The organism is Halostella pelagica (assembly GCF_004762015.1).
Classification (GTDB): domain Archaea; phylum Halobacteriota; class Halobacteria; order Halobacteriales; family Natronoarchaeaceae; genus Halostella; species Halostella pelagica.
Genome location: NZ_SJES01000002.1, coordinates 54,856 through 78,559, shown reverse-complemented (window position 1 = coordinate 78,559; position 23,704 = coordinate 54,856). Strand labels below are relative to the sequence as shown.

The window sequence follows — 23,704 nt, the reverse complement described above, 5'->3', positions numbered from 1 at the left end:
CGAACGCGTGCGACCGGTCGGAACTCCCCCTCGTGATAACAACTAAGGAATGGCGTATGCTATCGATAGTCATGGAGTTGACTGGCGAGTTCGAATTCGGCCACGAGGACCGGAGCAGGATCTACGACCACGTCGAGCGACACGGGTCTATCGACCCCAAGCGACTCCGCAAGGCGCTCGATATCGACCCGCGCGGGTTCGGCCACCACGTCGCCATCCTCAAACGCGACGGCGTCGTCGAGGAGGTCGACGGCGAACTTCGGATCGCGTTCGAGGACGCCGACGAGGAGGAGTTCCGGGCCGACGGCGTCGACTGCACCATCAGGCAGGCACGACAGGAGGACCTGACCGGCCTCGTCGGTGCAATCCGGGACGTCGCGGAGGAGGGCACATACATCGAGGCCGAAACCGTCGCCGACGTCATCGACCACGAGGAGGTGCTTCTGCGACACAACGAACTGGAGTCGCGTATCTTCTTCGTGGCTACCGTCAACGACGACGTCGTCGGCTGGGTCCATCTCGACGTGCCGGAAGTCGGGAAACTCGCCCACACCGCGGAGTTGACCGTCGGCGTTCTGGACGAGTACCGCGGCCGTGGCATCGGAAACCGCCTGCTGGACCGGGGCGTCGACTGGGCGGACGAAAACGGCTACGAGAAGATCTACAACAGCATCCCGGCGACGAACCAAACCGCGGTCGACTTCCTCGAATCGAACGAGTGGGAAACCGAGGCCGTCCGCGAAGACCACTACAAGGTCGACGGCCGGCACGTCGACGAAGTGATGCTGGCGCGTCGACTGTAGCTCCGCGCCACGGTTACAGTTCCGCGTCGTCCAGCGCCATCGCGACGACGCCGTCCCGCTGAACGAGTACCCGGGCGTGGGACGCACAGACGTTCCGGTCCTCGTCCCAGGGGACGTAGAGACGCACGGCGGCCTTGCGGTCGCAGTCCGATTCGGTGCACGTACCCATACTCGCTCGTTTGCGGCGGTCCGACTTCTGTCTGCCGGCGTCCCGGCCGTAGTCCGCGCCGGTTCAGCCCGCCGTCTCCTCTCTCCCGGTTCGTCCGCGTTCTCAGTGCCGCCCCCATTCCCGCCTCCGCGCCGTTTCGATCCTCCGTCCCGCCGGCATCCTCAGCGCTTTCAATCCTCCGTTCGGCCCTCGTCCCCCGCTCCGTCGCAGTCCTCCGCACTGTTGCCGTCTTCCGCACTGTCGCAGTCCTCCGATCCGCCGTCTCTCGCCCCAGCGAAGCGATCGCGTTCGGCGAGCGCCGCCTCGTCGCCGTAGGCCGCCACGAGCGGTTCGTAGGCGTCGCCGAGAGCGCGCATGCACTGGCGCTCGGACGGATAACCCAGCGAGTCCGCGACGGCCGACCCGTCGCGCGCCTGAAGCACGCGAGCGACGAGCAGGCGCTCCTCGCGGGCGGAGAGGTCGGCCGAGCGCTCCACGAGGTGTCGCACAGCGAGGCGACGAAACGGCGCGGGCGAGACGCTGAACAGGCCGGGACCGAAGGCTGCGCTGACGACGACCCGCCACTCGTACGGTGACAGGGAAAGCGGCGGCGTCACGTCGACAGTCCGCAGGACCGCCCGCACCACGTCGGGATCCGCGTCGGTAAGCGCGTCCGAGAGGACGCCGGCGATACGGCCGGCGAACCACTCCCCGTGTCGGTCATACAGCACCCGTCCGGCGGCGGAGCGGGGATCGAGCATCACCGCGGAGTACTCGCCGCTTTCGTCGTTTCGGGTCGTCGAGAGGTGGACTGCGCAGAACCCGTTCTCGCGCCAGAAGTCGACGAGTCCCGGGGTCGCGCCGTAGCCGACGCTCAGATAGTCGAGTCCGTCGAACTCTCCGCGGACCGCATCGAGCAGGTGCGACCCCAACTCTCGGGACCGAACGGCGTGGTGGGTCGCTATCCGCACTACCCGGAGACCGACGGAGTCCCCGGCTTCCTCGTCGCGGAGTTGGCTGGTGAGTATGTCCGGCACCATGTTCCCCTTGACGCGCGCGCCGTCGTACATCTCGCGTCGGAGTCCCGGTGGTAGGTCGCCCTCGCGGGCGAGCAGCGCGACGCTGACGACGTGGCCGTCGTGACGGAGCGCCCGCACTGAGAGGTTCGGGGCATCAAGCAACCGCGCGAGGTCGTTCGGTTCGGTCCGGTAGTGCGCCAGAACGAGCAGGCCGAACACCTCACGGAGCAGATGCTCGTCGGCCAGCAGTTCCTCGGTGTCGACCGCCCGGTACGTCACGGTGTCCGGCGTCGCGTCCGTGATCAGTTCGTCGACGGGAGGCCGGGCGTCGAGCATGAGCGCCCGAAACGCCCAGACCTCGACGGGGTCGCCGCCCGCGTACCGGATCGGGTCGTCGAGTCGCACGTCCGTTACCGCGTGGTCGCTTTCAGCGAGGCGGTCGCGAAAGCGGACCGAGAATCCCCGTCCGGCCCCCTCGTAGCCGTGAACCGTGGTCGTGAAGGCAACGCGGTCGGCGTCGAGGAAGGCTTCGAGGAGTCGGACCGGCAGCGCCGCCGCCTCGTCGACGAACACCACGTCCGGGTCCCCGGGAAGTTCGGCTGCGTCGACGGCCCGGGCGAAGCGGATGACGCCGCCGTCAGCGACGCGAAGCCGCTGGGGATTGTCCCCGCCTGCGGCCCCTCCGCCTTCGCCGTCGAGCAACGCGCCGTTAGCGTCGAGCAACTCCCGCGCCCGCAGGAACGCCTCGCGGGCGCTCCAGTACTGCCGGGCGGTTATCAGAACGTCGTCCCCTTCGAGCGCCAGCGCCCCGGCCGCCAGCCCCGCGGCGCTTGATTTCCCGCGGCCGCGGTCCGCCTCGGCGACGACCGCCTGATTCGAGCCCCGTAGTCGCTCGAAGTCGTGAACCGCTTCGGCCTGGTCCGCCGTCAGGCAGGCTTCGTACGCCGCCCGCGGAAACTGACGGTCGTCCGGCACGGCGACGGGGTCCGCAGGCAGCCGCGGCGCGGGACGGGTCAGACCGTCGCGTTCGACGCTCCCGGCGTCTGCGTCGTAGATAGCGATCCCGGGGTGTTCGCGCAGCGTTCGAACGAACCGCCGTCGGAAGTAGCCGGTCACGTCGTCTACGTCGAACGGCGGGACGGCGAGACTCTCGTCGAACCCGTCCCGGATCTCTGGCCACTCTGAGAGCGGCGGGGCGAGCAGGACGAACAGGCCGCCGCCGTCGACAGCGCCGACGACCCGACCCACGACGTTGGGGCGGAGCTCCTCGTGAACGTCGACGGCGACTGCCTCCCGGGTCTGTCCGAGCAGGTCCCCCGCACGGTTCGGCTGCAGGTGTTCACACTGCAACCGGTCGTCCGGCCCGACCAGTGTCGTCGCCGCTATCGGAATGTCCAGGTCGTCGAGCACACGTTCGATCGTGGCGTAGCAGGCGTCCCGCCCGCCGGTCACGACCAGTAGCCGCCGCTCGTCGGCGTGGCGAGCCTCCGAGCGGAGCGACCGGGAGAGCGAAACCGCGTTCATACTCGACCGTTCACATCCGGGCCTAAGGGGTTTTCCGCTTGCGGTCACAGTGCAACGATCAGGTTATTTGGCGTTCGTGTCGATAACTCACACGCCCCCGGTCGTTTGAAAGCGCTTTTATGGGGTGGTGCGCTATTCGCTTTTACAGCCTGCGCGGGGTTGATGATGCTCCTAGCCACATAGGATTCTCGCCGTCGGGTTCCGACGGCCGTCGGGAATCTCCCCAGCGGTTTCCGACATGCCGACGCGGGTCGGCGACGGCAGGGGAGCGCGAGCCCACGCGCAGGAGGTGACTAACAATGCCAGTATACGCAGATTTCGACGTCCCGGCTGACCTCCAGGACGACGCCATCGAGGCTCTAGAGGTCGCCCGAGACACAGGTTCGGTGAAGAAAGGAACGAACGAAACAACGAAGGCGGTCGAGCGAGGCAACGCCGAGCTCGTCTACGTCGCCGAAGACGTCCAGCCGGAGGAGATCGTCATGCACCTTCCGGAGCTCGCGGACGAGAAAGGCATCTCCTTCGTCCTGATCGACAATCAGGACGACGTCGGCCACGCCGCCGGCCTCGAAGTCGGCAGCGCCGCCGCCGCGATCGTCGACGCCGGCGAGGCGGACGACGACGTCGAGGACATCTCCGACAAAGTCGAGGACCTTCGCTGAGGCGATAACCAATGAGTGCTGAAGAGACAGAAGACGGATCCACGTCCACGCCCGCAGAGGTTATCGAGATCGTGGGCAAGACCGGAATGCACGGCGAGGCCATGCAGGTCAAATGCCGTATCCGGGAAGGCGAGAACCAGGGCCGAATCATCACCCGGAACTGCCTCGGCCCCGTCCGCGAGGGCGACGTTCTCCAGCTCCGCGAAACAGCCCGCGAGGCCGACTCGATCGGGGGGCAGTAACGATGCCGCAGACTAGAGAATGCGACTACTGCGGAGCGGACATCGAGCCCGGCACGGGAACGATGTTCGTCCAGACCGACGGTACGACCATCCACTACTGCTCCAGCAAGTGCGAGAAAAACGCCGACCTCGGCCGCGAACCGCGCGACACCGAGTGGACGGCTGAGGCTCGCAGCCAGGCCGCGCGACGCGCGTCCCAGGCCGAGCAGGCGCCCGCCGCTGACGAGAGCAGCGAGGACCAGGTCGTCGACGAGTCGGCTGACGAAACCGAGGCGGTCGACGAGACCGCCGGAGCTGAGGATTCCGAGGATTCCGATGAGGCCGAGGAAGCCGAAGAGGAGTCCGAAGGGACCGAAGAAGCCGAGGAAGCTGAATCCGAGGAGACCGAAGAATGAGCGAACGCGAGCGTACCTTCGTGATGGCCAAGCCCGACGCGGTCCAGCGCGGACTCGTGGGCGAAATCGTCTCCCGTCTGGAGGAGCGCGGCCTGAAGCTGGTCGGCGCGAAGTTCATCCAGATGAGCCAGGAGCAGGCCGAGGACCACTACGCGGAACACACCGACAAGCCCTTTTTCGACGACCTGACGGACTTCATCACGTCCGGCCCCGTCGTCCCCATGGTGTGGGAAGGGCAGGACGCGACCCGACAGGTCCGACAGATCATCGGTGACACCGACCCCGCCGAGGCCGCGCCCGGAACTATCCGCGGCGACTACGCCCTCGACCTGGGTCGCAACGTCGTCCACGCCGCGGACCACGAGGACCCCGGCGCGAACGAGCGCGAGATCGGCCTCTACTTCGACGACGAAGAACTGGTCGATTACGAGCGCATCGACGAAGGCTGGCTGTACGAGTAGCCACTCTCGTTACTCTCCGTTGTATTCGTCGCCCAGCGACGGCTTCGCGCGTCGAACGTCTTACGACGGCGCGCGGCGTCCCGTTTCGCGCGCTTTACTACGTTCGCGCACTTTCGACCAGTCGATGACAGTTCCGTTCGTTCCCCTCCACGCCGGCCACGGGGACCCAGTCCCGGGCACCCTGCTCGGCGTCACGTTCGGATCCGCCGTCGCCGTCGGTCTCCTCGCCGTCCTCGCCGACCGCGACGCGGCCGCGGACTACGTCCTCGGGGCCGTTCTCTCCTTTACGACGGCGTACGTCGTCGTCGAGGCGACGCCGGACACGCACGTACTCGCGGACGCCTCCGCCGTCGTGGCGGTCGCGCTGGGCGTGCCGGCCGTCCACCTCGCGGTCGCCGCGTGGCGTTCGAGCGCACGGCTCGCGTTTCTCGCGGTCCTTTACGTCGGTCCGGTCGCTCTCGTCGCGTACCTGCTCGCGCCGGCGTAACTCGGTTGACGCCGCGGATTTATGACTCCACACTCACATGTGAGTGTATGGACACCGACCGAACGCGGCGAGCGCTGCTCAGTGCGATACTCGGGGGCGGAGTGGCAGCCGGCTCGCTGTCGCCGGTCAGAGGATATCTCGAACGCTTCGCGCCGTTTTCGGGGGCGGCGTGGCGGCAGGCGACTGACGACCTGAACGGCACCGTCGAGAGCCCCCACGGTCCGGCGGAACTCCGTTACGACGACCGGGGCGTCCCACACGTCACCGCCGACGACGAGCGCGCGCTGTACTTCGCGGCGGGCTACGCCGCGGCGGCCGACCGGCTGTTCCAGATGGATCTCCAGCGCCGCGTCATGCGGGGAGAGGTGTCGGCCGTCGTCGGCGAGGCGGCGGTCGACTCCGACGAGTTCAACACGAAGATGGATTTCGCGGGGGCCGCGGAGGCGACGTGGGACCTCGTGCGCGACACCGACACCGGACCCGTCGTCGAGGCGTACGCCGACGGCGTGAACGCGTACGTCGAGAACGAACCGCTCCCGATGGAGTTCGGCCTGCTCAGCTACGAACCTGACGACTGGTCCCCGGCGGATTCGATGCTGATGGAGAAACAGATCTCGTGGACGTTGACGGGGAGCTTTCGCACGCTTCGGGTGGCGACCGCGGCGAGCGAACTCGGCGCGGAGGCGGCCGAGACGCTGTACCCGGCGCGCCTCGACCACGACGTACCGATCCTCCGGGACAGCGCCGAGCGCTTCGGAGGGCCACCCCCCGGCGGGTTCTACGACGGTCAGACGGACGACGCGGCGTCACCCCGTGGCGCGGTCGGTCCCGACCTCGTCGACTGGCTCGGGCAGTTCGAGTCGCCGCCGGGGATCGGATCGAACAGCTGGGTCGTCTCCAGCGAATACACCGAAAGCGGCGCGCCGATCGTCGCCAACGACCCCCACCTCTCGCTGATGGCACCGCCTGTGTGGCACGAGATGCACCTCCGCGGTGACGGCGTCGACGTCCGCGGCGTAACGTTCCCTGGCGTCCCGTTCGTCGTCATCGGCGAGAACGAGGCCGGCGCGTGGGGGTTCACGAACGTCGGCGCTGACGTGGTCGACTTCTACGAGTACGAGACGGACGGCGAGACGTATCGCTACCGCGGCGAGGAGCGCGAGTTCGAGACCGAACCGCGCGAGATCGAGGTCGCGGACGGCGAGAACCGCGAGGTGACGGTCAAAAAGAGCGTCCACGGTCCCGTCATTGAGCGCGAGGGCCACCGGGTCGGCGTCGCCTGGACCGGCCACACGGCCACGCGTACCACGCTCGCCATCCACGAGTACAGTCACAGCGAGGGTGTCGACGACGTGCGCGAGGCGACCCGCCAGTTCGACCTGCCGACACAGAACCTCGTGTACGCCGACCGCGACGGCCGGACGCTGTATCAGGTGACCGGGAAGCTCCCCATCCGGCGGACCGACGGCGAGGTCGTCCGCGGCGACCGGATATTCGACGGCTCCGCCGGCGAGGGCGAGTGGGCGGGGTTCGAACCGTTCGGCGAGTCGTCGTGGGACGGCTTCGTTCCGTTCGAGGAAAAGCCCGCGGCCGTCGACCCGGACTACGTCGCCACGGCGAACCAACGCGTCGTCGACGATCCCGAACACTACCTCGGGGTCGAGTACGCCAGCCCCTACCGGGGCCGGCGGATATACGACCGACTGGACCGGCGCGCGGCGTCCGACTCCCCCGTTACGACCGACTTCATGGCCGACCTCCAGAGAGACGCCCGCGACGGCCGCGCGGCGGACCTGTTGCCGGAACTGGCCCGGGCCGCTTCCGAGCGGGACGGCCTGTCGGACGCCGTCACAGCGCTTCTTTCCTGGGACTACCGGATGACTCCCGACTCGCGTGCCGCGTTGCTCTTCTCCCGGTGGTTCGACCGCTTCCGCGAGCGGGCAGTCGGCCCCGTCCTCGACGCCGCCGACCTGGGCGAGGAGTACTACCCGCGGGACTGGGTGGTCGCCTCGCTGCCCGACGAGAACCCCTGGTTCGGCGACGAGGGGCGGACGGCCGCGATGGCGGACGCACTCGCCGCCGTCGTCCGGAACACCGACTCAGACGCCACCTACGGCGACGTGAACCACACCGGCGCAGTCACCCACCCGTTCGACCGCGAGTTCCTGAATTACCCCGAGTACGCCACTGCCGGCTCCCGGCAGACGGTGAACAACTTCCGGGCCGAGTCGGCGGTCGGCAGTAGCTGGCGGATGATCTGTCCGATGGACGGCGACTCGCGCTGCATCCTGCCGGGCGGCAACTCTGGAGACCCCCTCTCGGACCACTACGACGACCAGTTACAGGCGTGGGCGAAAGGCGAGTACCGCCGAATGACGCTTTCCGTCGACGGCGACCTCGCCGTTACCTTCGAGGAGGGGGACGGATGAGCGCAGTCGCCGACCGGCTGACTGCGGTTCGAAGCAATCCGCGGAAGCGCGCGGCTGCGCTCGCGCTCGGCGTGGTTCTGGGGCTCGCCGTCGCACAGATCCACTGGGTCGGCTTCGTCGTTGGCGGGGCGTTAGTCGGCCTCGCGTCGCGGACCCTCCCCCGCGCGCTCGCCGCTGGCCTTGCCTTCGGCATCCTCGCGTGGCTGGCGTTCGTCGCCTTGCTGGCCTCCCACGGCACGCTGGGCGGCTACCTCGACACCGGCCAACTGCTGTACGTGAGCATCGCGATCCCGCTGGTCGGCGGTGTGCTCGGGTCGCTGGTTCGAGGGATCGTCTGAACGGGGGTCGTCGACGCTATCTGCAGAAAAGTGCGTGAAAAGCGGTCGGCGAGTCGACCGCCCAACTGCCTGCGACTGTCTGCTCAGTCGTCCGCGCTAACCGCGCCGCGACCGACATCGATCTCGCCCGCGTCGAGTTCGGCCTCGACCTCGCGGGCCGCCTCGACCATCTTCTCCATCTTCTCGTAGGCGACCTCTCGGGGGAGCAGTTTCAGGCCGCAGTCCGGGCTGACGACGAGCCGTTCCGGCGGGACGACCTCCAGTCCCTTCTTGATGTTTTCCTTGATCTCCTCGACGGACTCGACCTCGGCGACGTGAACGTCTGTGACGCCCAGCGCGAGGTCGGCCGTGAACTCGGGATCGGTGAACACGTCGAGTTGCTCGTAGTCGCCGTTCGCGAGTTCGAGGTCGAACTCGTCGACGGGGAACTCCAGGATCTCGGGGTAGATGCGGAAGTAGTCGCCGTAACAGACGTGCAGTCCGATGCGGACGTCCTCCGGAATGTCGTCGACGATGCGCTCCAGACAGTCGCCGACGATGGCGTGGTCGTCCGGCGTCGTCGCGAGCGCCGGCTCGTCTATCTGGATGTAGCGAGCGCCGGCGTCAACGAGTTTCTCTATCTCCTCGTTGACGAGGTCAGCCAGGTCGTTCGCCAGCGCGGCGTCGTCCTCGTAGGCCTCGTTGAAACACCACGATGCGAGCGTGTACGGACCGGTGATCGGCACCTTCACCGGCTTCTCCGCGACGTTTGCGGTGAACTCGTACTCGTCGACCAGCCACGACTCGTCGTACTCCACGTCGTCGACGACGCTCGGCTTATCGAACGTGTTGTGGCCCCACACCTTGACGGGGCCTTTGAACTCGTAGCCCTCGATGCGGTCGGCGAAGAACTCGACCATCTCGTTGCGGCGCATCTCGCCGTCGACGACGACATCGAGTCCGGCGCGCTCGTGTTCCTTCGTGATGAGCCGGGAGCCGTCGTCTTTCGCCTCCTCCCACGCGTCCTCGTCGAAGTCGGCGTCCTCGTCGTCGTACAGGTCGCGGGCGCGGTCGAGCCACTTGGGCTTGGGGTAGCTGCCGACGACGGTCGTCAGGATGAAGTTGTCGTTCGGGTGATCGTCGGGTCGGAACTGGTCTCTGTTCTCGTTCGTCATGCTTTCACCTCCTGGGCGGAAGCGGCTTCGGCGAGCGCTCGCAGTTTCTGCTCGAACTCGGAGTACGGTAGATAGAACAGCTCGGTGTTCGCCGTCAGGTACGCTTTCTCGAAATCCGCGGCAGGGGTCTGCTCTTGCACCCACTCGACGCGTTCGCGGACGGCGTCGGCGTCCTCCATCAGCGTGTTCTGGCCGTTGACGAGGCCGAGCGCCACGTCGTCGGTCGCGCCGTACTCGTTGATGTTGTAGAGGTTCTCGTCCTGGTTCGCCACGAAATCGAAGCCGACGGCGTCCACGTCGGCGTCGAGGAGGTGCGCGTACACCTTCTCGTCCAGCGCGCCCCAGTAGGGGTGTGCGACGACGTCCGCGTCGACGGCGTTGGCGACGGCATCGATGGCCTCGCTGGCGTGCTCGTCGACCCCGTCCTCGGGCGGGTTTTCGACGAGCGACGGCTCCAGCAGGAACAGCGTCTCGACGTCCGGAAACGCCTCGGCCTCACCCACGAGGAAGTCGGTGACTGCGTCGAGGAACTCCGCTTCATCGCCGTAGTGTTCGTCCGTCGCGAGGTCAGCCAGCGAGTACGGTCCCGGAAGCACGGCCTGCAGAGAGTCGGTCTCCTCGGCGGCCGCGTCGAGCTCCGCGGCGATGTCGCCGTCGAACGTCAGGTCGTCGGTGACGACCGGGTCGCGGTAGAAGTTGTTGTTGTCGTAGTAACGGACGATACCGCGGGTCTCCACGCTGTCGTGGACCGCGAGCGGGTGCGCGAGCATGTCGTCCCAGCGGAGTTGCCCCTCGCTCACGAGGTCGAGGCCGATCTCGTTCTGGAGGTCGACGACCTCCGTGCGTGCGCGTTCGTACGTCTCGGCGATCTCACCGCCCTCGTCGCCGCTGATGAGGTCGTGTTTCTGGTGGCCTTTCAGGTCGGAGAGCCTGTCTTTCGCCCAATCCGGGAGCGGGAACAGCCCCGGGGACGTGGCTACGAGTTCCGTCATTGGTACACGTGCATACGAAATGACGCTGTTTAATATTTCCCATTCAAGTAAATGCGTCCTAGTTATGGTGGCGGTTCACACGGTGACGGTCTCGCTTTCGCTCTCCCGCCGGAGCGCGAGGACCGACAGCGTCTCGAACGGGTACGACTCCTCGACGACGGTCTCGGCCGAGAACCCCTGCTCGTCGGCCCGCGCGATCACCTCGTCGAAGCCCGTGAGCGTGCTGACCAGTAGACAGACGACGCCGCCCGGCGCGAGGACGCGCCCGACGGCGTCGAGAAACGGGTCCACGACCGCGCGCCCGGATTCGCCACCCGACAGCGCCACCTCCATCCAGTCGTCCCGTTCCGCCTCCTCGGAGGCCGGCAGGTAGGGCGGATTGAACAGGATGGCGTCGAACGCGCCGTCGCGAAACGGCCCGACGAGATCGCCTCGCACGACCGAGATATCGACGCCGGCCGCCGCCGCTCGCTCTCGCGCCTGTTGACAGGCGTGGGGGTTCAGATCTGACGCGACAACCTCGGCTCCGGTCTCCTCGGCGACGCTGCCGGCGACGTAGCCCGATCCGGTTCCGACGTCCAGTACGCGGTCGCCGTCGCCGACGGTTTCGACCGCTGCCGTCGCGAGCAGGTGTGAATCCTCTGCGGGCTGGTACACCTCGGTCTCGATGCCGCGGCGGTCGGCGAGATCAGTCATTCGTCCCCACCGTCTGGGGTAGTCGGGGGTATCCCGCCAGTCTCGCTGGTTTCGGCGACTTCGCTGGCTTCCCCGAACTGAAAGCCTCCCGTCTCCTCTCGACCCATCAGTTCGCGCTGCGGGAACGGGATCTTGATCCCCTCCTCATCGAACGCCGACTTCACCTCCTGGATGACGGCCGTCGTGGCGCGCCACCTGCGGCGCGAACTCGGCTTGTCGATCCAGAACCGGAGGCCGAGAACCACTGCGGAATCGTCGAATCGCTTCGTGATGACCTGTGGTGTCGGGACGGTGAGAATGTCGTCCACGTTGCTCATCGACGCCTTCGCCACTTTCGCCGCTCGTTCGACGTCGGAACTGTAGTCCACACCGACTTCGACCTCGATCCGGAGCCGTCCCTTCCGCGTCCGATTGATTATCGTGTTACCGGAGACCACGTCGTTCGGGATCATCACGTACTCGCCGTCGAACGTCTGGATCCGAGTGTTTACGATCGTGATGTCGGTGACTATCCCCTCCTCCTCCCCTATCTCCACCCAGTCGCCGATCTCGAACGGCCGGGCGAACATGAGGACGAATCCGGCGAGCATCGCACCGAGCGTCTGGCGGGCCGCCATACCGACGATGATGCCGAGGAAGCCGGCCCCGACGAGCAGGCCGGAGAGGTCGAAGTCCCACACGCCGAGGGCGACGATGATCGCGAGCGACCAGAGGATGACCTGCGTCAGACGCAGGGTGACCTCGCGCTGATGTCCCGAGACGGCGTGACTGGAATCTTGCAGTTCCGACAGCATGCGCTTCGTGAACCGGATCAACACGTGCGTGCCGGCGAACACGACGAGCGTGAACGCGACGTTCGGGATCGCCTCGTTCCCGAGATTGAGCAGGTCGATCGCCTCGCTCGCCAACTGCGCCTGTTCCCAGACGCCGACGCTCACCATGGCGGCACCGACGAATCCGACGACAAACGCGACCGTCGTCAGTATGTCCGCGTATATCGGCTTGATGTACTGACTCAGTTTCGTCTGGGCGGACCGCATCAGGCGTGCGATGGTGAAAACGGCGACCAGACAGAGGACGGTGACCGTGATCCGCGCCTCGACGGATTCGAACACGGTCGCCAGTTCGTTGACCGACTCGGCGAGCGAACCCATCACTGTTACCTCCCGACGTCGTCAGCAAGCGTCGCCAGCGCCGCGAACTCAGCGGGCGTTACGTTGCCCGCGCGCATGCTCATCAGTTCCTCGTCCGCCGCGTCGACGACAGCGTCCGGGTCATCGAGTCCGGAGATGTGTGCCGTGTTCCTGACGGCGTTTCGCATCGTCTTGCGCCGCTGGGTGAACACCGCCTTCACGAAGCGGAGGAAAAAGTCCTCGTCGTCGACGTCGTACTCCGGGTCCCTCGGCCCGGTTCGCACGACCGCGCTCTCGACCGACGGCGGCGGCGAGAACGCTTCCTTCGGAACTGGTTCGACGACTTCCACGTCGGCGTAGTGCTGTGCGGTCACCGAGAGGCGACCGTAGTCGTCGCTGCCCGGTTCCGCGGCCATCCGTTCCGCGAATTCCTTCTGGAACATCAGTACCAGCGGTTTGCCCAGCGGTAGCAACCGGAACGCGATCTGACTGGACGCGCCGTAGGGGAGGTTCGAAACCGAGACGGTGAACTCGGGCAGCGAAACGTCGAGCGCGTCGCCCTCAACCACCGTCAGCCGACCGGCTTCGATCTCCTCGTCGAACTCATCGCGCAGGAACGCGACGAGTTCCGGGTCCCGCTCAACGGCAGTCACGCGGTCTCCGGTCGCCAGCAGACGGTCGGTCAATGCGCCTGTCCCCGCGCCGATCTCCAGAACGTGACCCGAATCCGTGTCCGCCTCGGGCACGTACGACGGGAGACGATTCAGCACGCGGTCGTCGATCAGGAAATGCTGGTCCCGATCGGGGTTTCCACGTACGTCGGCCCGAGCAAGAAGTCCGTCCGGATCTCTCATTCGATTACCCGGCGGTAGGCAACGGACGGTTTAAAACCCTCCGGCCTGTGCGGGCTGGCACGTCGCGTTCCTCGGCTACTCTGCACCCGTTTCTCGGCCGACGAACGCGCGGTATTTCAGGTCCTCGTCGCGGATCTCTTCGATAATTCGCTCGACGAGTACTCCTTTCGGGTCGTGAAGCCCGGCGATCCGGTCTTCCAGGTCGTCGAAGCTCTCGAACTTCCCCCGTTTTCGCTTGTCGAGGACGTTGTTCCGGAGTTTCTTCCCGATTCCGGGAAGCAGGTTTAGCTGGTGCAACCGAAGGGTGATCGGTTGCGCCTCGTTGTAGAAATCGACGAACCGCTGTTCGTTCTCCGTAACGATATCCTCGATCGCGTATTCGAGTTCGGACTGGGCCCCGCCCGAAAAGTCGTCGTAGTCGACGGTGCGGAGGCGTTTTATCGACCCGTTTTCGTCCTGTGGTTCCACTACGATCCGGTCGCCGATACCGGCATCCGCGTCCTCGTCGAACGCGATCTCGTACAGGAGAAAGTCCACCTCGCCGACGGCGTAGGCCACCGGTGACTTCTGGTACTGCGGACGATCGTCGTCGGCACGGCCGTGCGGCATGTAATCGAGCAATACCGCGTGGCGTAGCCCCGGCCCGTCGCTGTCGGAGTCGGTCATTCTGACGTGGTGATACGGCGACTGGCCACTTAAACAGTCGCCTGCCGAGAAAGTCCCGAGCCGAGTTAGACGTACTTCGCAACGACGTTGAGTATATCGTCGAGTTCGTCGCCGGAGAGCGAGTACCGCTGCTGGGCGAACACGGCGCGGAGTTCGTCGCGGTCTTGCGGTAAGAGGTCGGCTACCTTGTAGGCAGTCGCCTCGTCGACTTTCTCCAGTTCGAGCAGTTCCTCGACCAGTTCGCGCGATTCCTCCGGCGTGAGGAGAGCGAACCGGTTGACGTGCTCGATGGCTCGAGCGAGTTCGTACCGCATCTCGCGGTCCTCGTCGGCGGCGTGGTCCGCCTCAACCTCCGAGAGCAATTCTTTCGCCTCGGAGATAGTGAGGTGTTCTTCGTCTAACTTCTCTTTGAATATCGTCATCGTGTTACTGCTGGGCAGTCAGGTGCGGAGCGCCAACGATCAGCGTCTTCTCCTTGCCGCCGTCGTTTACTGCGACCTTGAAGCAGTCGCCCTGCTTGCCGGCGACTTCGCCGGTCAGCCCGTCGAACCGGGGATGGAAACGTCCGTCCGTCACGCTCGGGTCGATCTTCAGGTGGACCTTCTGGCCCGTTTCGAATTCCTGGATCGCGCGTTGCGGCGGAGACGTTCCGCGCTCGCGCGGACTGTTCGAGAGCTTCTTCCGTGTTTTCTTGCGAGGTCCGTCGGAGTTCGGCATAGTCGTGGACGTTGTTTGGCTGGTGACGGTTATAAAAGGTGCGTTCCCGTCCGACGACGGGGTTTCGGATAGTCTCACACGGTCCGCGCGAGAGGGTCGCCCGAGAGAGATAATACTATCCGCCGTCGCGGCGAGACACACCCTATGGCCGAGGACAACGACCACCGAATCGAGACGCGTTCGATCCACGCCGGACAGGAACCCGACGAAGAGACGGGCGCACTGATGACACCTATCCACGCTAACTCGACCTACGAGCAGGACGCTCCGGGCGACCACCGCGGGTACGAGTACTCGCGCACCGGCAATCCCACCAGGACTGACCTCGAAGCGAACCTCGCCAGCCTGGAAAACGGGGAGTACGGCCGGTGTTTCTCCTCCGGGATGGGCTCGATCAACACCGTTCTCAACCTACTCGAATCCGGCGATCACGTCGTTAGCGGCGAGGACATCTACGGCGGGACCAGGCGCATCTTCGACCAGGTGTACTCCCAGTACGATATCGAGTTCTCCTACGTGGACATGACTGACCTCGACGCCATCGAGGACGCCTTCCGCGAGGACACGGAACTGCTGTGGCTGGAAACGCCGACGAATCCGCTGATGTCCATCGTCGACATCGAGGGCGCAGCCGAGATAGCCCACGACCGCGACGCGCTCTGTGCTATCGACAACACGTTCGCCACGCCGTATCTCCAGCGGCCGCTCGACCTCGGCGCGGACATCGTCTCTCACTCGCTCACGAAGTATCTCGGCGGTCACTCCGACGTAGTCGGTGGCGCGCTGATAACCAACGACGAGGAACTCGACGAACGCTTCGGCTTCTACCAGAACAGCGTCGGGGCGACGCCCGGTCCGCAGGAGTGTTTCCTGGTTCTCCGCGGTACCAAGACGCTCCCCGTTCGGATGGACCGCCACTGTGAGAACGCACGAGAACTCGCGCAGTGGCTCGACGACCACCCCGATGTCGACACGGTGTACTACCCCGGCCTGGAATCCCATCCCGGACACGATATCGCCGCCGAACAGATGGACGACTTCGGTGGGATGCTCTCGTTCGAACTCCATGCCAGCCTCGACGAAGCCGCGGAGTTCGTCTCGAACACCGAGGTGTTCACCCTCGCTGAGAGTCTCGGCGGCGTCGAGAGCCTCATCGAACAGCCCGCAACGATGACCCATGCCTCTATCCCCCGTGAGGAACGCATCGCCGCGGGGCTCACCGACGGTCTCATCCGCGCCAGCGTCGGCATCGAACACGTCGACGACCTGAAGGCGGACCTGCAGCAGGCGATCGACGCCGCTCTAGAATAGCGAACAGACGGCCACCGATATCACGAGGGGTCCGCCGTACACCCGCCTCGTCCGCCCTCGCGCCGGTTCGTCAGATCACGGTGGGTCTGGCCCCGGTTTCGGTGATAAACCTTCGGCTAGTCGGTTGGCCGAACGAGCACGCGCTTGCAGGTTCGCGAGCGCGGGTGAGTCACGGGGACGGGTAGATACTCGGAGCGTGTCCTCACGAGCGGAGTGAGTGATGGCTCGGAGCGGCGAAGCCGCTCCGGTAGACAGTGAAGCGGGAAGTGAATAGTGGACGGCTTCGCCGTCCCTGACCGTTCGAGCGGGCTGTCGTCCCGCAGGAAGAGCCCGTAAGGCCCGAACGAGGGATTTTCCTTATATGCGACCGACGTTCTCGACGCCGACGCTCTCGACGTCGTCGACGTTGCTGAACGCCTCTTCGACGGCCTCGGTTCCGCCCGCATCGTCAGGGACGATGACGGTCGGGTACAGCGCTACCAGTCCGAACGCGACTTCGTCGCGTTCGACCCCGTTTATCTTGGCTCCCTCGGGAAGGGAGTTTTCCAGACGCTCCTGGAGCTCGTCCAGGTCGACGTCCGGGCTCTGCGGCATGACTTTGATCTTGGCGGCTACCTTACCCATACTTACGGACCCGTGAACCCACAGTCGGGGCACTCGTAAAGGTTGCTCTGCTTGCGACACTTGGAGCAGCGGTAAATCTGGTACCCGCAGTCGGGGCACTTGAACGCGGCTGCGGTCGTCCCGGAGATGTTGATCCCGCAGGAGACACACTTCTGCGCTCGTTTCTGATCCGATTCGCTCATACACCTCAGTACCGTCTGCCCACTTTTAACCGTTGTTTTTTCCTCGGCGGGGACAGCGGCGTTACGTGTCGCCCCGATCGAAGCCGATACTGCCGTCACCAGGGAACTCCTCCACGGAGACATCGAACGATACCGCCTTCTCGACGGTCTCTCCCGGCTGTATCCCCACGTCACTCTGGCGCTGATAGTTGTCGTTGCCCGCCTATACTCGGACGCTAATCGTATCTGATAGCTCGGTGTCGGACGTGTTCTCCGCGGTGTACGTGACGTTCATGGTTCCGTCGTCTTCCTCGTAATCGAACTCAGGGATCTCGATATCCGGGATGCGTTTGATCACCACGCCGCGACTAACCCTAACCGCTAGTCGGTGACAAGGTAGTCCGGTTACACGCCGAGCGCCAGCGGGCCGATGAGCACGCCCATCAGATGGACTCGGCGCGCACCGAGCCGAACTGGTACCAGACCGAGTGCCGCGCTGACGACGAAGACGGCGACGCCAGTGAAACCAGCGAACAGCCAAGAGAGGCCGACGAGCAGGGTCAGTATCCCCATAGAGAGGCGACGGTAATCGGTTCGCCCGACGACCCGGAGGTAGCGGTCCCCCACTGTGAGCACCAGACAGAATCCCGCGGCGCTCGCGAGTATCGCGGTGCCGACCAGTAGCGGGAGGTTTAGCGGGGCGGCGACCTCGTCGAACGCCACAAGAACGCCGGTTCGCGGCTGGCGGATCGCGACGAGTGCAAAGAGAGCAAACAGGGTGTTCGCCGTGTTCACCCCGCTCGTTGCCACGACGTACCCCCTGTCGCCGGCCGAACCGGGCGTCAGCGTCAGCACGGCCACTGCCGCGATTGCGCTGGAGATACCGGGAAGGTAGCCGACGACCGCCCCAGCGAGCGCTCCCGCAGCGGCCATGGCGAAGACGGCCCGTCGGGTCGATGTCACTGCTGCGTCTGCCTGTTCCGGCACCCCCGCACCGCCGAGCGCATCGATCAACACGGGCGCGCCGAAGAGGCCGGCGAACAGCGGGGTCAGCATGCCACCGGCCGCGAGCGGGGCCGCAGGAGAGAGGTCGAGTGTAGCCCAGCCGAGTGCCGCGGCCGCTGCGAACGATGTGAGTCCGACCGCGGCCCCGCGTGCTGTTCGTTCGGTGGCGACCAACAGGACGACGACAGCACCGAGTACGAGCGGCATGTGCGCACGAAGCGTCGGATAGACCGCCGTCATCGCCTCAGTCACGGGAATTGCCATCGGAAGCGCTACGGCGACGGCCAGACCGCTCCCAAGCGCCGAGAGCCTGACTGCTTCACGCCCCCGACCGGCGATGACCAGTCTATGACCGGGAAGCGCCGTCGCCGCCATCGCCGCGTCGGGGACGCCGAGTGCGAGCGCCGGAACCGCGTCGAGAAACGTGTGAACCACGCCAGCGGCGAGCATCGCCACGCCTAACAGGAGCGGCGGCCCCGGAATCTCGCTGGCGGCCGCTGCCAGCACGAGCGCGAAGTTGTTCGCGTGCAGCCCCGGCGTCAGTCCGCTTACGGTGCCGAGCGCGACGCCGCCGAGAACGAACGCGAGCACGGCCACAGTTCGCTCAGGCGCTGTGAATACCCTGATCCCGAACTCTTCCATCGCTACTGGCTGGCCGCGGCTTCACGTATGAACTCTCGGTTCACTGTGCTCTCGGCTCCGCGTATCGGGCATCGATCTCAACTGCGACACACAAAGTCGACGTGACGGTGACACCCGTCGCTATCGAAGTAGCGCCAATAAAAGTTCGAAGGCTGTGAATCCGGATTTAACCGAAGAGTTCGCCGAGACCCTCGCCGCTGGCCTCGTCGTCGCCGTCGCCTTCGTCCTCGTCGTCGTCCTGCGTATCCGGCAGTTCCTCGTCGGCTTCCTCGGTTTCCTCTGCTTCGTCGGCCTCCTCGGCACCGCCTTCGGCGGCAGCGCCACCGGCAGCGGCTCCGCCGGCGGGCACTGCAGCGGCCTCCGCGACGGCCTCGTCGATGTCGACGTCCTCCAGCGCGGCCACGAGAGCCTTGACGCGGGATTCCTGCACATCAGCGCCGGCGGCCTCGAGGACGCCGGTCAGGTTGTCTTCGTTGAGCTCTTCGCCAGTCTCGTTCAGGATGAGTGCTGCGTAAACGTATTCCATTGTTGTTATCCGAACATGTCGCCGAGTCCTTCCGCGGCGGAGTCTTCGTCGTCATCGTCGTCGTCATCGTCGTCGGCTTCTTCGGACTCCTCCGTGTCGGGTTCGGCCTCGTCTTGGTCGTCAGTCGATGCTTCCTCGGATTCCGCTTCAGCGCCCGCCGAGGGCGCTTCGACGCCTTGCAGATCCTCGGGGAGTGCCTCTTCGTCGTCGATCTGTGCCGCGAGCACGCGGACCTGCGCGTCCGCCTTGCTCACGAGATCGTCGGCGAGGTCGGGGCTCTCGATGGAGGCCTGCAGGCCGAGGCTCTTGGCCTCGCCCGTGGCCTTCGCGACGAGCGTCGGCGCGGTCTGTGCGGTCGGGAACTTGGAGTTGACAGCCAGGTTCCGTGCGCGGGCCGCCGCCGTCGAAACGTCGCTCCGATACTGCTCGACGTCGATGTCCAGGTCTTCTGGGTCGAACATGACGCCCTCGGAGACGACGGCGCGCAGGTCGAGACCCACTTCCTTCGGCTCGATGCCGAGTTCGTTCAGGACGTTCGACAGGTCGGCCGAGACTTCTTCGCCGGCTTCGAGGACGGTACTGTCCTCCGTAACCTGAATCGAACCTTCCTGAATCCGGGCCGAGGCGCCGACGTTCTGGAGTTCGCCGACGAACGGGCCCGGGTCGACGCCCGTGTCACCCTCGGGGATGACGATGTCGTTGGGCGCGACTTCGCCTGCACCGATTGGAGCCGGCGTCTTCGACGCTTCGAGCTCCTGGTACAGGCCGAACGGATTGTCGTTCGTTCCGATGAGACCGACCTGACCTTTGATCTGGTCGGTTAGGTCTTCGAGTCCGCCGCCGACTTCGTCCAGCGCACGCTGGAGAAGCGTGTTCCGGCTGACGCGAAGCTCCGCAGTACCGTGCAGGCCACGGCGCATGTCCTGAAGCTGTCGCGACGGAATGCCGGCGATGTTGACGACGCCGACGCTCTGGTAGCTCTCGATGAGCGAAACGAGGTCGTCGACCTCCTCTCGCTTCCACTCGGGCAAGTTCTCAGTCTTGCGCTCCGCCTGGGCGCTCATATCAGGCCACCTCCTCTGCCGGGCCCATGGTAGTTTTGACGTACACCGTGTCGATGTTGAGCGGGCCCTTCTCCAGGTCCGCGTGCAGACGGCGGAGGATAACGTCGATGTTGTCTGCTATCTCCTCCGCGGACATGTCCTCCGCACCGACGCGGGTGTGGAACGTCCGGCGGTCGCCGCTGCGTAGCTGAACGGTGTTTTTCATGCGGTTGACCGTCTCGACGACGTCGTCGTCGGGGGACAGCGGCGTCGGCATCTTCCCTCGCGGGCCGAGGATAGTACCGAGGTATCGACCGATGTCCTGCATCAGGCTCTCCTCGGCGATGAAGAAGTCGGTCTCTTCCGCCAGGTCCTTGGCCGCGTCGTCGTCGTCGCCAAGGTCGGCCAGTTCGTCGCCGTCGAGAACGTCGTCGGCGGCGTCCTCGGCGCGGAGGGCGGTTTCGCCCTCCGCGAACACGACGATCTTCGTTTCCTGGCCGGTTCCGGCCGGGAGAACGATACTTTCGTCTACACGGTTCGACGGTTCGTTAAGGTCTAAGTCGCGCAGGTTGATCGCGAGGTCCACCGTCTCACGGAAGTTCCGCTCGGGTGAGTCCTCGAGTGCGCTGGACACTGCTTGCTCTATATCCTGATCTGCCATCGTTCACCTCCGTAGTACGCGTAACGCTCCTACGGGTCAGTGAAACAGGCGATGCCTGTCTCACCCGAACAGTGGCCCATCTCGAACTTAAACCCGTCGAAGCGGCTGAAGGGTTCCAGCGCTACCGGCTTCCGAACGGTCGGTTGTCACCGTTTTCCGCCGACTCTGTACGAACCCACCTGACCCCGCAGCCCTTTTCGCTTGCGGACGTACGTCCGGCGTGTCGAGTCACTTCTTGCTGACGGCGGGGCTCGCACTGGCTCTGGCCGCCGTCCACGCCGGCGCGGGATATGTCCGGTTCTCAGCGGTTGTTCCGCGCGACGGTTGGCTCTCGTTCGGCGGCGGCGTTTCTGTCGCGTACGTGTTCGTTCACGTCCTTCCGGAACTCGGGGCGGGGCAGGTCATCATCGCGGAGGCCGAACACACGCTCGTCGACTACTTGGCCCATCACGCGTACCTCATGGCGCTAGTCGGGTTCACACTGTTTCACGGGCTCGAACGGTGGGCAGTGCGTGTACGGGGTTTCGACGGGGAAGTCGACGACGACGGTGAACCCGCTCCCGACGAATCGAGCGGGATTCGGGAAGGCGAGGTGAGCGAGTGGGGAACCCCCGTTTTCTGGGCACACATGCTCTCGTACGGCCTACTGAACGCTCTCGTCGGTTACTTGCTCGCTGGACGCGCGACGGGCGGCGACAACGCCGTCCTGTTCGCGGTGGCGATGGGATTTCACTTCGTCGTCAACGACGACAGTCTCCGCCGCCACCACAGCGACGCGTATGACCGACTGGGTCGGTGGATACTGGCCGCCGCTGTTGTCGGCGGGTGGATGCTGTCGATGGTCGTCCACGTTCATCACGCCGTAGTGATGGGGGCGTTCGCATTCGTCAGCGGGGGCGTGATTCTGAACGTGATCAAGGAGGAACTCCCGTCCGAGCGGGAGAGCCAGTTCGGTTACTTTCTGGTCGGGGCCACAGCGTACGCGGCGCTGCTGGTCTGGGGGTAACAGAAGAACCGAACCGCCTGTCGACCGCCGTTACGCTTCGGCGGCGTCCGCGAACTGGTCGTCGTACTCGCCGTCGGCGATCCGCTGTTTGAACTCGCGCGGATTCTCGCCTTCGATGGTGACGCCGAGCGAGGTACAGGTGCCGACGACCTCCTTCGCGGCGTTTTTCAGGTCGTACGAGAGCAGGTCGGGGTGTTTCTGTTCCGCGATCTGCTTGACCTGGTCGACCGAAAGGTCGGCGACGAAGTTCTCCTGCGGTTCGCCGCTACCCGTGTCGAACCCGGCCTCGTCCTTGATCAGTTCGGCCGTCGGCGGAACGCCGACTTCGATCTCGAAGGAGCCGTCGTCGTCATACTCGACGGTGACGGGGACTTCCGTCCCGTCGAACGCTTCGGTCTGATCGTTTATCTCGCCAACGACAGCCTGTACGTCGACAGGCGTCGGTCCGAGCTCGGGACCGAGCGGCGGGCCAGGATCGGCCTGGCCACCCGGAACGAGCACTTCGATGGTACCAGCCATACGGGAAAGAACCTCCGCGCGAGGTTTAAGGGTTGCTTTTCGCAGTGACCGGGGGCGGATCCGGTCGCTGGACCCGTCGCGGCGGATGGTTACTCGCTCACCGCGTCGTTTCGCCACTCGGCGAAGGTCGAAAGCACGTCTTCCTCGGAGAACCGTTCGATACAGGGAACGTCGTGAGGATGGATCGCCTCGACGCGGTCGACCAGGTCGTCGTACCGATCTGCGGAGGTCTTCGCCAGCAGGATAGCCTCCGCATCCTCGTGGGTCTCTCCCTCCCATCGGTACGTCGACGCGCAGTCGACCCGGTTGACGCAGGCCGCAAGTCGGTCCTCGACGAGCGTCGTTGCGATCTCTGCTGCGTCGTCCCGCGGCGCGGTGATGTAAACCGTCGGCATAGCGAGCGCTACGGTAGCCACGGACAAAGAAGCGATCACTGCGGTGCGTTTGGCAGGTCAAACCGCAGTCGGTTCTGTAGAGTATCTGCACTGTGTTGAATCTGTATCAGAAATACGCCGTGTTGAACTCGTCTCAGTCGTGTCGAACCCCTATCAGATTACTCTTCGCGCTTAGATGCATTCATCGTGTACGTACGCGCGTTCGTCATCAATAACTTATGTTCGTTCACACCGACGCTTTGCGGTCGTTTCCAACCGGAGCTTTACCGTCTCGCTGGCCGCCGTCCGGCTAATTCTTGAACGGACTGAACGATCCGGTGATGTTCCACTCGTGGATGCAGTGGGGATTTCCGACCTGGCGTTCGTCGTCTTCCTCGCGGATCCGCCAGGTTTCGTCGTCCTCGTCCCAGTGTTCGCTTCGACCGCACCGCTCGCACTCCCGAAACGACGGGGTCTGGAGTCCTGTACCCATACCCGTCCCAACGTTGTCGAGGTATATAACAGTGCCATCTGCGGGCGTCGAGTTCACCTTCCTCTCGGTTTTCGGACGTTCAAACACCGGGCTGGTCGACGGCCTTTCGTCTAACATTTCCGGTATGTGCGTCCGACCGTTGGCCCCGCCCGTACACTCCGGATACCCGGACGCGTGACCTGAACGCATTTGCCGGGTAGCGTCGTCCGACCCGCTCTCACTCCTCGGTCACGGCGTCGCCCTCGACGTTCGGCGCGCCCACGACGAACAGCGTACTCTCTGTCAGCGCTGTCAACTGCCGCCACGCGTCGGGGTCGACTACCACGAACTCGCCGGCACCGACCTCGAACGTTTCGTCTCCGACGTCCATCTCGAATCGCCCGTCGACGACGAAATACAGTTCTTCCTGAGCATCGTGCCTGTGGCGGTTGTTCGATTCTCCCTCGTCGAACGACCAGACGCTCGGCCGCATCTCCTCAGGCCGGAGTTCGTATCCGACTGCTTTCAGACCGGGTTCGATCCCCTCGATATCCCGTTCGTCGAGTTCATCGACTGTCGTTCGGGAGTACATGGCCGCTAGTTCGGTTCGCAGACGCAAAAACCGACACGCTCACTTACA

At 65.2% G+C, this 23,704-nt stretch carries 31 protein-coding genes; 10 read left to right on the top strand and 21 right to left on the bottom strand.

Annotated elements, in window-relative coordinates:
* The first annotated feature begins 71 nt into the window (after positions 1 to 71).
* Positions 72 to 803: a GNAT family N-acetyltransferase gene (locus EYW42_RS04800; RefSeq protein WP_135534129.1), complete on the top strand. Its 732-nt coding sequence runs from the start codon at positions 72 to 74 to the stop codon at positions 801 to 803.
* A gap of 13 nt (positions 804 to 816) precedes the next feature.
* On the opposite strand, the gene EYW42_RS19730 is transcribed toward EYW42_RS04800, so the two are convergent.
* Positions 817 to 972 (bottom strand): hypothetical protein, encoded by a 156-nt coding sequence (locus tag EYW42_RS19730; RefSeq protein WP_168192957.1) that lies wholly within the window; start codon positions 970 to 972, stop codon positions 817 to 819.
* 170 nt (positions 973 to 1,142) lie between these two features.
* A complete protein-coding gene (gene tmcA / locus EYW42_RS04795; protein WP_135534128.1) occupies positions 1,143 to 3,494 on the bottom strand; it encodes a tRNA(Met) cytidine acetyltransferase TmcA in 2,352 nt (783 codons plus the stop codon).
* A 299-nt stretch (positions 3,495 to 3,793) separates the two neighbouring features.
* Here tmcA and rpl7ae point away from each other — a divergent pair, with 299 nt between their 5' ends.
* From rpl7ae to EYW42_RS04760, 7 genes are all read left to right on the top strand, one after another.
* A complete protein-coding gene (rpl7ae, locus tag EYW42_RS04790; RefSeq protein ID WP_135534127.1) occupies positions 3,794 to 4,156 on the top strand; it encodes a 50S ribosomal protein L7Ae in 363 nt (120 codons plus the stop codon).
* 11 nt (positions 4,157 to 4,167) lie between these two features.
* Complete coding sequence (locus EYW42_RS04785; RefSeq protein WP_121819202.1) at positions 4,168 to 4,398, top strand: 30S ribosomal protein S28e; 231 nt, start codon at positions 4,168 to 4,170, stop codon at positions 4,396 to 4,398.
* Between the two features lie 2 nt (positions 4,399 to 4,400).
* Complete coding sequence (locus EYW42_RS04780) at positions 4,401 to 4,793, top strand: 50S ribosomal protein L24e (protein ID WP_135534126.1); 393 nt, start codon at positions 4,401 to 4,403, stop codon at positions 4,791 to 4,793.
* Positions 4,790 to 5,254: a nucleoside-diphosphate kinase gene (ndk, locus tag EYW42_RS04775; protein ID WP_135534125.1), complete on the top strand. Its 465-nt coding sequence runs from the start codon at positions 4,790 to 4,792 to the stop codon at positions 5,252 to 5,254. The genes EYW42_RS04780 and ndk overlap by 4 nt, the downstream gene beginning before the upstream one ends.
* Before the next feature lie 124 nt (positions 5,255 to 5,378).
* Positions 5,379 to 5,741, top strand: coding sequence for a hypothetical protein (locus EYW42_RS04770; protein WP_135534124.1), 363 nt, complete (start codon positions 5,379 to 5,381; stop codon positions 5,739 to 5,741).
* A gap of 47 nt (positions 5,742 to 5,788) precedes the next feature.
* The gene (locus tag EYW42_RS04765; RefSeq protein WP_135534123.1) at positions 5,789 to 8,170 is read left to right on the top strand and encodes a penicillin acylase family protein; all 2,382 of its coding nucleotides are present in this window, start codon (positions 5,789 to 5,791) and stop codon (positions 8,168 to 8,170) included.
* Positions 8,167 to 8,508, top strand: a complete 342-nt coding sequence (locus EYW42_RS04760; RefSeq protein WP_135534122.1) for a hypothetical protein — start codon at positions 8,167 to 8,169, stop codon at positions 8,506 to 8,508. The genes EYW42_RS04765 and EYW42_RS04760 overlap by 4 nt, the downstream gene beginning before the upstream one ends.
* A gap of 83 nt (positions 8,509 to 8,591) precedes the next feature.
* Here the strand turns inward: EYW42_RS04760 and EYW42_RS04755 are convergent, their stop codons facing one another.
* The 8 genes from EYW42_RS04755 to EYW42_RS04720 form a co-directional block, all read right to left on the bottom strand.
* Complete coding sequence (locus EYW42_RS04755) at positions 8,592 to 9,662, bottom strand: methionine synthase (RefSeq protein ID WP_135534121.1); 1,071 nt, start codon at positions 9,660 to 9,662, stop codon at positions 8,592 to 8,594.
* On the bottom strand, positions 9,659 to 10,654 hold the full coding sequence (locus EYW42_RS04750; protein ID WP_135534120.1) for a 5-methyltetrahydropteroyltriglutamate--homocysteine methyltransferase: 996 nt from the start codon (positions 10,652 to 10,654) through the stop codon (positions 9,659 to 9,661). The genes EYW42_RS04755 and EYW42_RS04750 overlap by 4 nt, the downstream gene beginning before the upstream one ends.
* A gap of 75 nt (positions 10,655 to 10,729) precedes the next feature.
* Complete coding sequence (locus EYW42_RS04745; protein ID WP_135534119.1) at positions 10,730 to 11,350, bottom strand: HemK2/MTQ2 family protein methyltransferase; 621 nt, start codon at positions 11,348 to 11,350, stop codon at positions 10,730 to 10,732.
* Complete coding sequence (locus EYW42_RS04740) at positions 11,347 to 12,504, bottom strand: mechanosensitive ion channel family protein (RefSeq protein ID WP_135534118.1); 1,158 nt, start codon at positions 12,502 to 12,504, stop codon at positions 11,347 to 11,349. The genes EYW42_RS04745 and EYW42_RS04740 overlap by 4 nt, the downstream gene beginning before the upstream one ends.
* A gap of 5 nt (positions 12,505 to 12,509) precedes the next feature.
* On the bottom strand, positions 12,510 to 13,337 hold the full coding sequence (locus EYW42_RS04735; protein WP_135534117.1) for a 16S ribosomal RNA methyltransferase A: 828 nt from the start codon (positions 13,335 to 13,337) through the stop codon (positions 12,510 to 12,512).
* A gap of 75 nt (positions 13,338 to 13,412) precedes the next feature.
* Positions 13,413 to 14,003 carry a DUF655 domain-containing protein gene (locus EYW42_RS04730; RefSeq protein WP_135534116.1) on the bottom strand — a complete coding sequence of 197 codons (591 nt, stop codon included), beginning with the start codon at positions 14,001 to 14,003 and terminating at the stop codon, positions 13,413 to 13,415.
* 65 nt (positions 14,004 to 14,068) lie between these two features.
* On the bottom strand, positions 14,069 to 14,425 hold the full coding sequence (locus EYW42_RS04725) for an RNA polymerase Rpb4 family protein (protein WP_135534115.1): 357 nt from the start codon (positions 14,423 to 14,425) through the stop codon (positions 14,069 to 14,071).
* 4 nt (positions 14,426 to 14,429) lie between these two features.
* Entirely contained in the window at positions 14,430 to 14,720 is a 291-nt protein-coding gene (locus EYW42_RS04720; protein ID WP_135534114.1) for a 50S ribosomal protein L21e, read from the bottom strand.
* A gap of 144 nt (positions 14,721 to 14,864) precedes the next feature.
* Between EYW42_RS04720 and EYW42_RS04715 the strand changes: the two genes are divergently transcribed.
* Positions 14,865 to 16,031 (top strand): cystathionine gamma-synthase, encoded by a 1,167-nt coding sequence (locus tag EYW42_RS04715; protein WP_135534113.1) that lies wholly within the window; start codon positions 14,865 to 14,867, stop codon positions 16,029 to 16,031.
* A 357-nt stretch (positions 16,032 to 16,388) separates the two neighbouring features.
* On the opposite strand, the gene EYW42_RS04710 is transcribed toward EYW42_RS04715, so the two are convergent.
* From EYW42_RS04710 to EYW42_RS04685, 7 genes are all read right to left on the bottom strand, one after another.
* Complete coding sequence (locus EYW42_RS04710) at positions 16,389 to 16,655, bottom strand: elongation factor 1-beta (protein WP_135534112.1); 267 nt, start codon at positions 16,653 to 16,655, stop codon at positions 16,389 to 16,391.
* A 2-nt stretch (positions 16,656 to 16,657) separates the two neighbouring features.
* The gene (locus EYW42_RS04705; protein ID WP_135534111.1) at positions 16,658 to 16,837 is read right to left on the bottom strand and encodes an HVO_2753 family zinc finger protein; all 180 of its coding nucleotides are present in this window, start codon (positions 16,835 to 16,837) and stop codon (positions 16,658 to 16,660) included.
* A gap of 202 nt (positions 16,838 to 17,039) precedes the next feature.
* The gene (locus tag EYW42_RS20305; RefSeq protein ID WP_259371277.1) at positions 17,040 to 17,174 is read right to left on the bottom strand and encodes a hypothetical protein; all 135 of its coding nucleotides are present in this window, start codon (positions 17,172 to 17,174) and stop codon (positions 17,040 to 17,042) included.
* Between the two features lie 47 nt (positions 17,175 to 17,221).
* Positions 17,222 to 18,463, bottom strand: a complete 1,242-nt coding sequence (locus EYW42_RS04700; protein ID WP_135534110.1) for a tripartite tricarboxylate transporter permease — start codon at positions 18,461 to 18,463, stop codon at positions 17,222 to 17,224.
* A 166-nt stretch (positions 18,464 to 18,629) separates the two neighbouring features.
* Positions 18,630 to 18,989, bottom strand: coding sequence for a 50S ribosomal protein P1 (gene rpl12p / locus EYW42_RS04695; RefSeq protein ID WP_135534109.1), 360 nt, complete (start codon positions 18,987 to 18,989; stop codon positions 18,630 to 18,632).
* 5 nt (positions 18,990 to 18,994) lie between these two features.
* On the bottom strand, positions 18,995 to 20,053 hold the full coding sequence (locus EYW42_RS04690; protein ID WP_135534108.1) for a 50S ribosomal protein L10: 1,059 nt from the start codon (positions 20,051 to 20,053) through the stop codon (positions 18,995 to 18,997).
* A gap of 1 nt (position 20,054) precedes the next feature.
* Positions 20,055 to 20,693: a 50S ribosomal protein L1 gene (locus EYW42_RS04685; RefSeq protein WP_135534107.1), complete on the bottom strand. Its 639-nt coding sequence runs from the start codon at positions 20,691 to 20,693 to the stop codon at positions 20,055 to 20,057.
* A 220-nt stretch (positions 20,694 to 20,913) separates the two neighbouring features.
* On the opposite strand from EYW42_RS04685, the gene EYW42_RS04680 reads away from it, so the two are divergent.
* Positions 20,914 to 21,699: a hypothetical protein gene (locus EYW42_RS04680; RefSeq protein WP_135534106.1), complete on the top strand. Its 786-nt coding sequence runs from the start codon at positions 20,914 to 20,916 to the stop codon at positions 21,697 to 21,699.
* Between the two features lie 30 nt (positions 21,700 to 21,729).
* Here the strand turns inward: EYW42_RS04680 and EYW42_RS04675 are convergent, their stop codons facing one another.
* From EYW42_RS04675 to EYW42_RS04660, 4 genes are all read right to left on the bottom strand, one after another.
* A complete protein-coding gene (locus tag EYW42_RS04675) occupies positions 21,730 to 22,218 on the bottom strand; it encodes a 50S ribosomal protein L11 (protein WP_135534105.1) in 489 nt (162 codons plus the stop codon).
* 89 nt (positions 22,219 to 22,307) lie between these two features.
* Positions 22,308 to 22,613 (bottom strand): divalent-cation tolerance protein CutA, encoded by a 306-nt coding sequence (gene cutA, locus EYW42_RS04670; RefSeq protein ID WP_135534104.1) that lies wholly within the window; start codon positions 22,611 to 22,613, stop codon positions 22,308 to 22,310.
* 289 nt (positions 22,614 to 22,902) lie between these two features.
* Positions 22,903 to 23,085 carry an HEWD family protein gene (locus EYW42_RS04665; RefSeq protein WP_135534103.1) on the bottom strand — a complete coding sequence of 61 codons (183 nt, stop codon included), beginning with the start codon at positions 23,083 to 23,085 and terminating at the stop codon, positions 22,903 to 22,905.
* A 217-nt stretch (positions 23,086 to 23,302) separates the two neighbouring features.
* Positions 23,303 to 23,656, bottom strand: a complete 354-nt coding sequence (locus tag EYW42_RS04660) for a cupin domain-containing protein (protein ID WP_135534102.1) — start codon at positions 23,654 to 23,656, stop codon at positions 23,303 to 23,305.
* Positions 23,657 to 23,704 lie beyond the last annotated feature (48 nt).

Excerpts from the sequence above, each read along its gene's own strand:
- EYW42_RS04660 (WP_135534102.1), bottom strand. The coding sequence starts at position 23,656 with ATGTACTCCCGAACGACAGTCGATGAACTCGACGAACGGGATATCGAG.
- rpl12p (WP_135534109.1), bottom strand. The coding sequence starts at position 18,989 with ATGGAATACGTTTACGCAGCACTCATCCTGAACGAGACTGGCGAAGAG.
- rpl7ae (WP_135534127.1), top strand. The coding sequence starts at position 3,794 with ATGCCAGTATACGCAGATTTCGACGTCCCGGCTGACCTCCAGGACGAC.
- EYW42_RS04665 (WP_135534103.1), bottom strand. The coding sequence starts at position 23,085 with ATGGGTACAGGACTCCAGACCCCGTCGTTTCGGGAGTGCGAGCGGTGC.
- EYW42_RS04765 (WP_135534123.1), top strand. The coding sequence starts at position 5,789 with ATGGACACCGACCGAACGCGGCGAGCGCTGCTCAGTGCGATACTCGGG.
- EYW42_RS04725 (WP_135534115.1), bottom strand. The coding sequence starts at position 14,425 with ATGACGATATTCAAAGAGAAGTTAGACGAAGAACACCTCACTATCTCC.
- EYW42_RS04800 (WP_135534129.1), top strand. The coding sequence starts at position 72 with ATGGAGTTGACTGGCGAGTTCGAATTCGGCCACGAGGACCGGAGCAGG.
- EYW42_RS04745 (WP_135534119.1), bottom strand. The coding sequence starts at position 11,350 with ATGACTGATCTCGCCGACCGCCGCGGCATCGAGACCGAGGTGTACCAG.
- tmcA (WP_135534128.1), bottom strand. The coding sequence starts at position 3,494 with ATGAACGCGGTTTCGCTCTCCCGGTCGCTCCGCTCGGAGGCTCGCCAC.
- EYW42_RS04710 (WP_135534112.1), bottom strand. The coding sequence starts at position 16,655 with ATGGGTAAGGTAGCCGCCAAGATCAAAGTCATGCCGCAGAGCCCGGAC.
- EYW42_RS04685 (WP_135534107.1), bottom strand. The coding sequence starts at position 20,693 with ATGGCAGATCAGGATATAGAGCAAGCAGTGTCCAGCGCACTCGAGGAC.
- EYW42_RS04760 (WP_135534122.1), top strand. The coding sequence starts at position 8,167 with ATGAGCGCAGTCGCCGACCGGCTGACTGCGGTTCGAAGCAATCCGCGG.
- EYW42_RS04705 (WP_135534111.1), bottom strand. The coding sequence starts at position 16,837 with ATGAGCGAATCGGATCAGAAACGAGCGCAGAAGTGTGTCTCCTGCGGG.
- cutA (WP_135534104.1), bottom strand. The coding sequence starts at position 22,613 with ATGCCGACGGTTTACATCACCGCGCCGCGGGACGACGCAGCAGAGATC.
- EYW42_RS19730 (WP_168192957.1), bottom strand. The coding sequence starts at position 972 with ATGGGTACGTGCACCGAATCGGACTGCGACCGCAAGGCCGCCGTGCGT.
- EYW42_RS04780 (WP_135534126.1), top strand. The coding sequence starts at position 4,401 with ATGCCGCAGACTAGAGAATGCGACTACTGCGGAGCGGACATCGAGCCC.
- EYW42_RS04750 (WP_135534120.1), bottom strand. The coding sequence starts at position 10,654 with ATGACGGAACTCGTAGCCACGTCCCCGGGGCTGTTCCCGCTCCCGGAT.
- EYW42_RS04700 (WP_135534110.1), bottom strand. The coding sequence starts at position 18,463 with ATGGAAGAGTTCGGGATCAGGGTATTCACAGCGCCTGAGCGAACTGTG.
- EYW42_RS04675 (WP_135534105.1), bottom strand. The coding sequence starts at position 22,218 with ATGGCTGGTACCATCGAAGTGCTCGTTCCGGGTGGCCAGGCCGATCCT.
- EYW42_RS04720 (WP_135534114.1), bottom strand. The coding sequence starts at position 14,720 with ATGCCGAACTCCGACGGACCTCGCAAGAAAACACGGAAGAAGCTCTCG.
- EYW42_RS04715 (WP_135534113.1), top strand. The coding sequence starts at position 14,865 with ATGGCCGAGGACAACGACCACCGAATCGAGACGCGTTCGATCCACGCC.
- EYW42_RS04755 (WP_135534121.1), bottom strand. The coding sequence starts at position 9,662 with ATGACGAACGAGAACAGAGACCAGTTCCGACCCGACGATCACCCGAAC.
- EYW42_RS04740 (WP_135534118.1), bottom strand. The coding sequence starts at position 12,504 with ATGGGTTCGCTCGCCGAGTCGGTCAACGAACTGGCGACCGTGTTCGAA.
- EYW42_RS04730 (WP_135534116.1), bottom strand. The coding sequence starts at position 14,003 with ATGACCGACTCCGACAGCGACGGGCCGGGGCTACGCCACGCGGTATTG.
- EYW42_RS04735 (WP_135534117.1), bottom strand. The coding sequence starts at position 13,337 with ATGAGAGATCCGGACGGACTTCTTGCTCGGGCCGACGTACGTGGAAAC.
- ndk (WP_135534125.1), top strand. The coding sequence starts at position 4,790 with ATGAGCGAACGCGAGCGTACCTTCGTGATGGCCAAGCCCGACGCGGTC.
- EYW42_RS04785 (WP_121819202.1), top strand. The coding sequence starts at position 4,168 with ATGAGTGCTGAAGAGACAGAAGACGGATCCACGTCCACGCCCGCAGAG.
- EYW42_RS04690 (WP_135534108.1), bottom strand. The coding sequence starts at position 20,053 with ATGAGCGCCCAGGCGGAGCGCAAGACTGAGAACTTGCCCGAGTGGAAG.
- EYW42_RS04770 (WP_135534124.1), top strand. The coding sequence starts at position 5,379 with ATGACAGTTCCGTTCGTTCCCCTCCACGCCGGCCACGGGGACCCAGTC.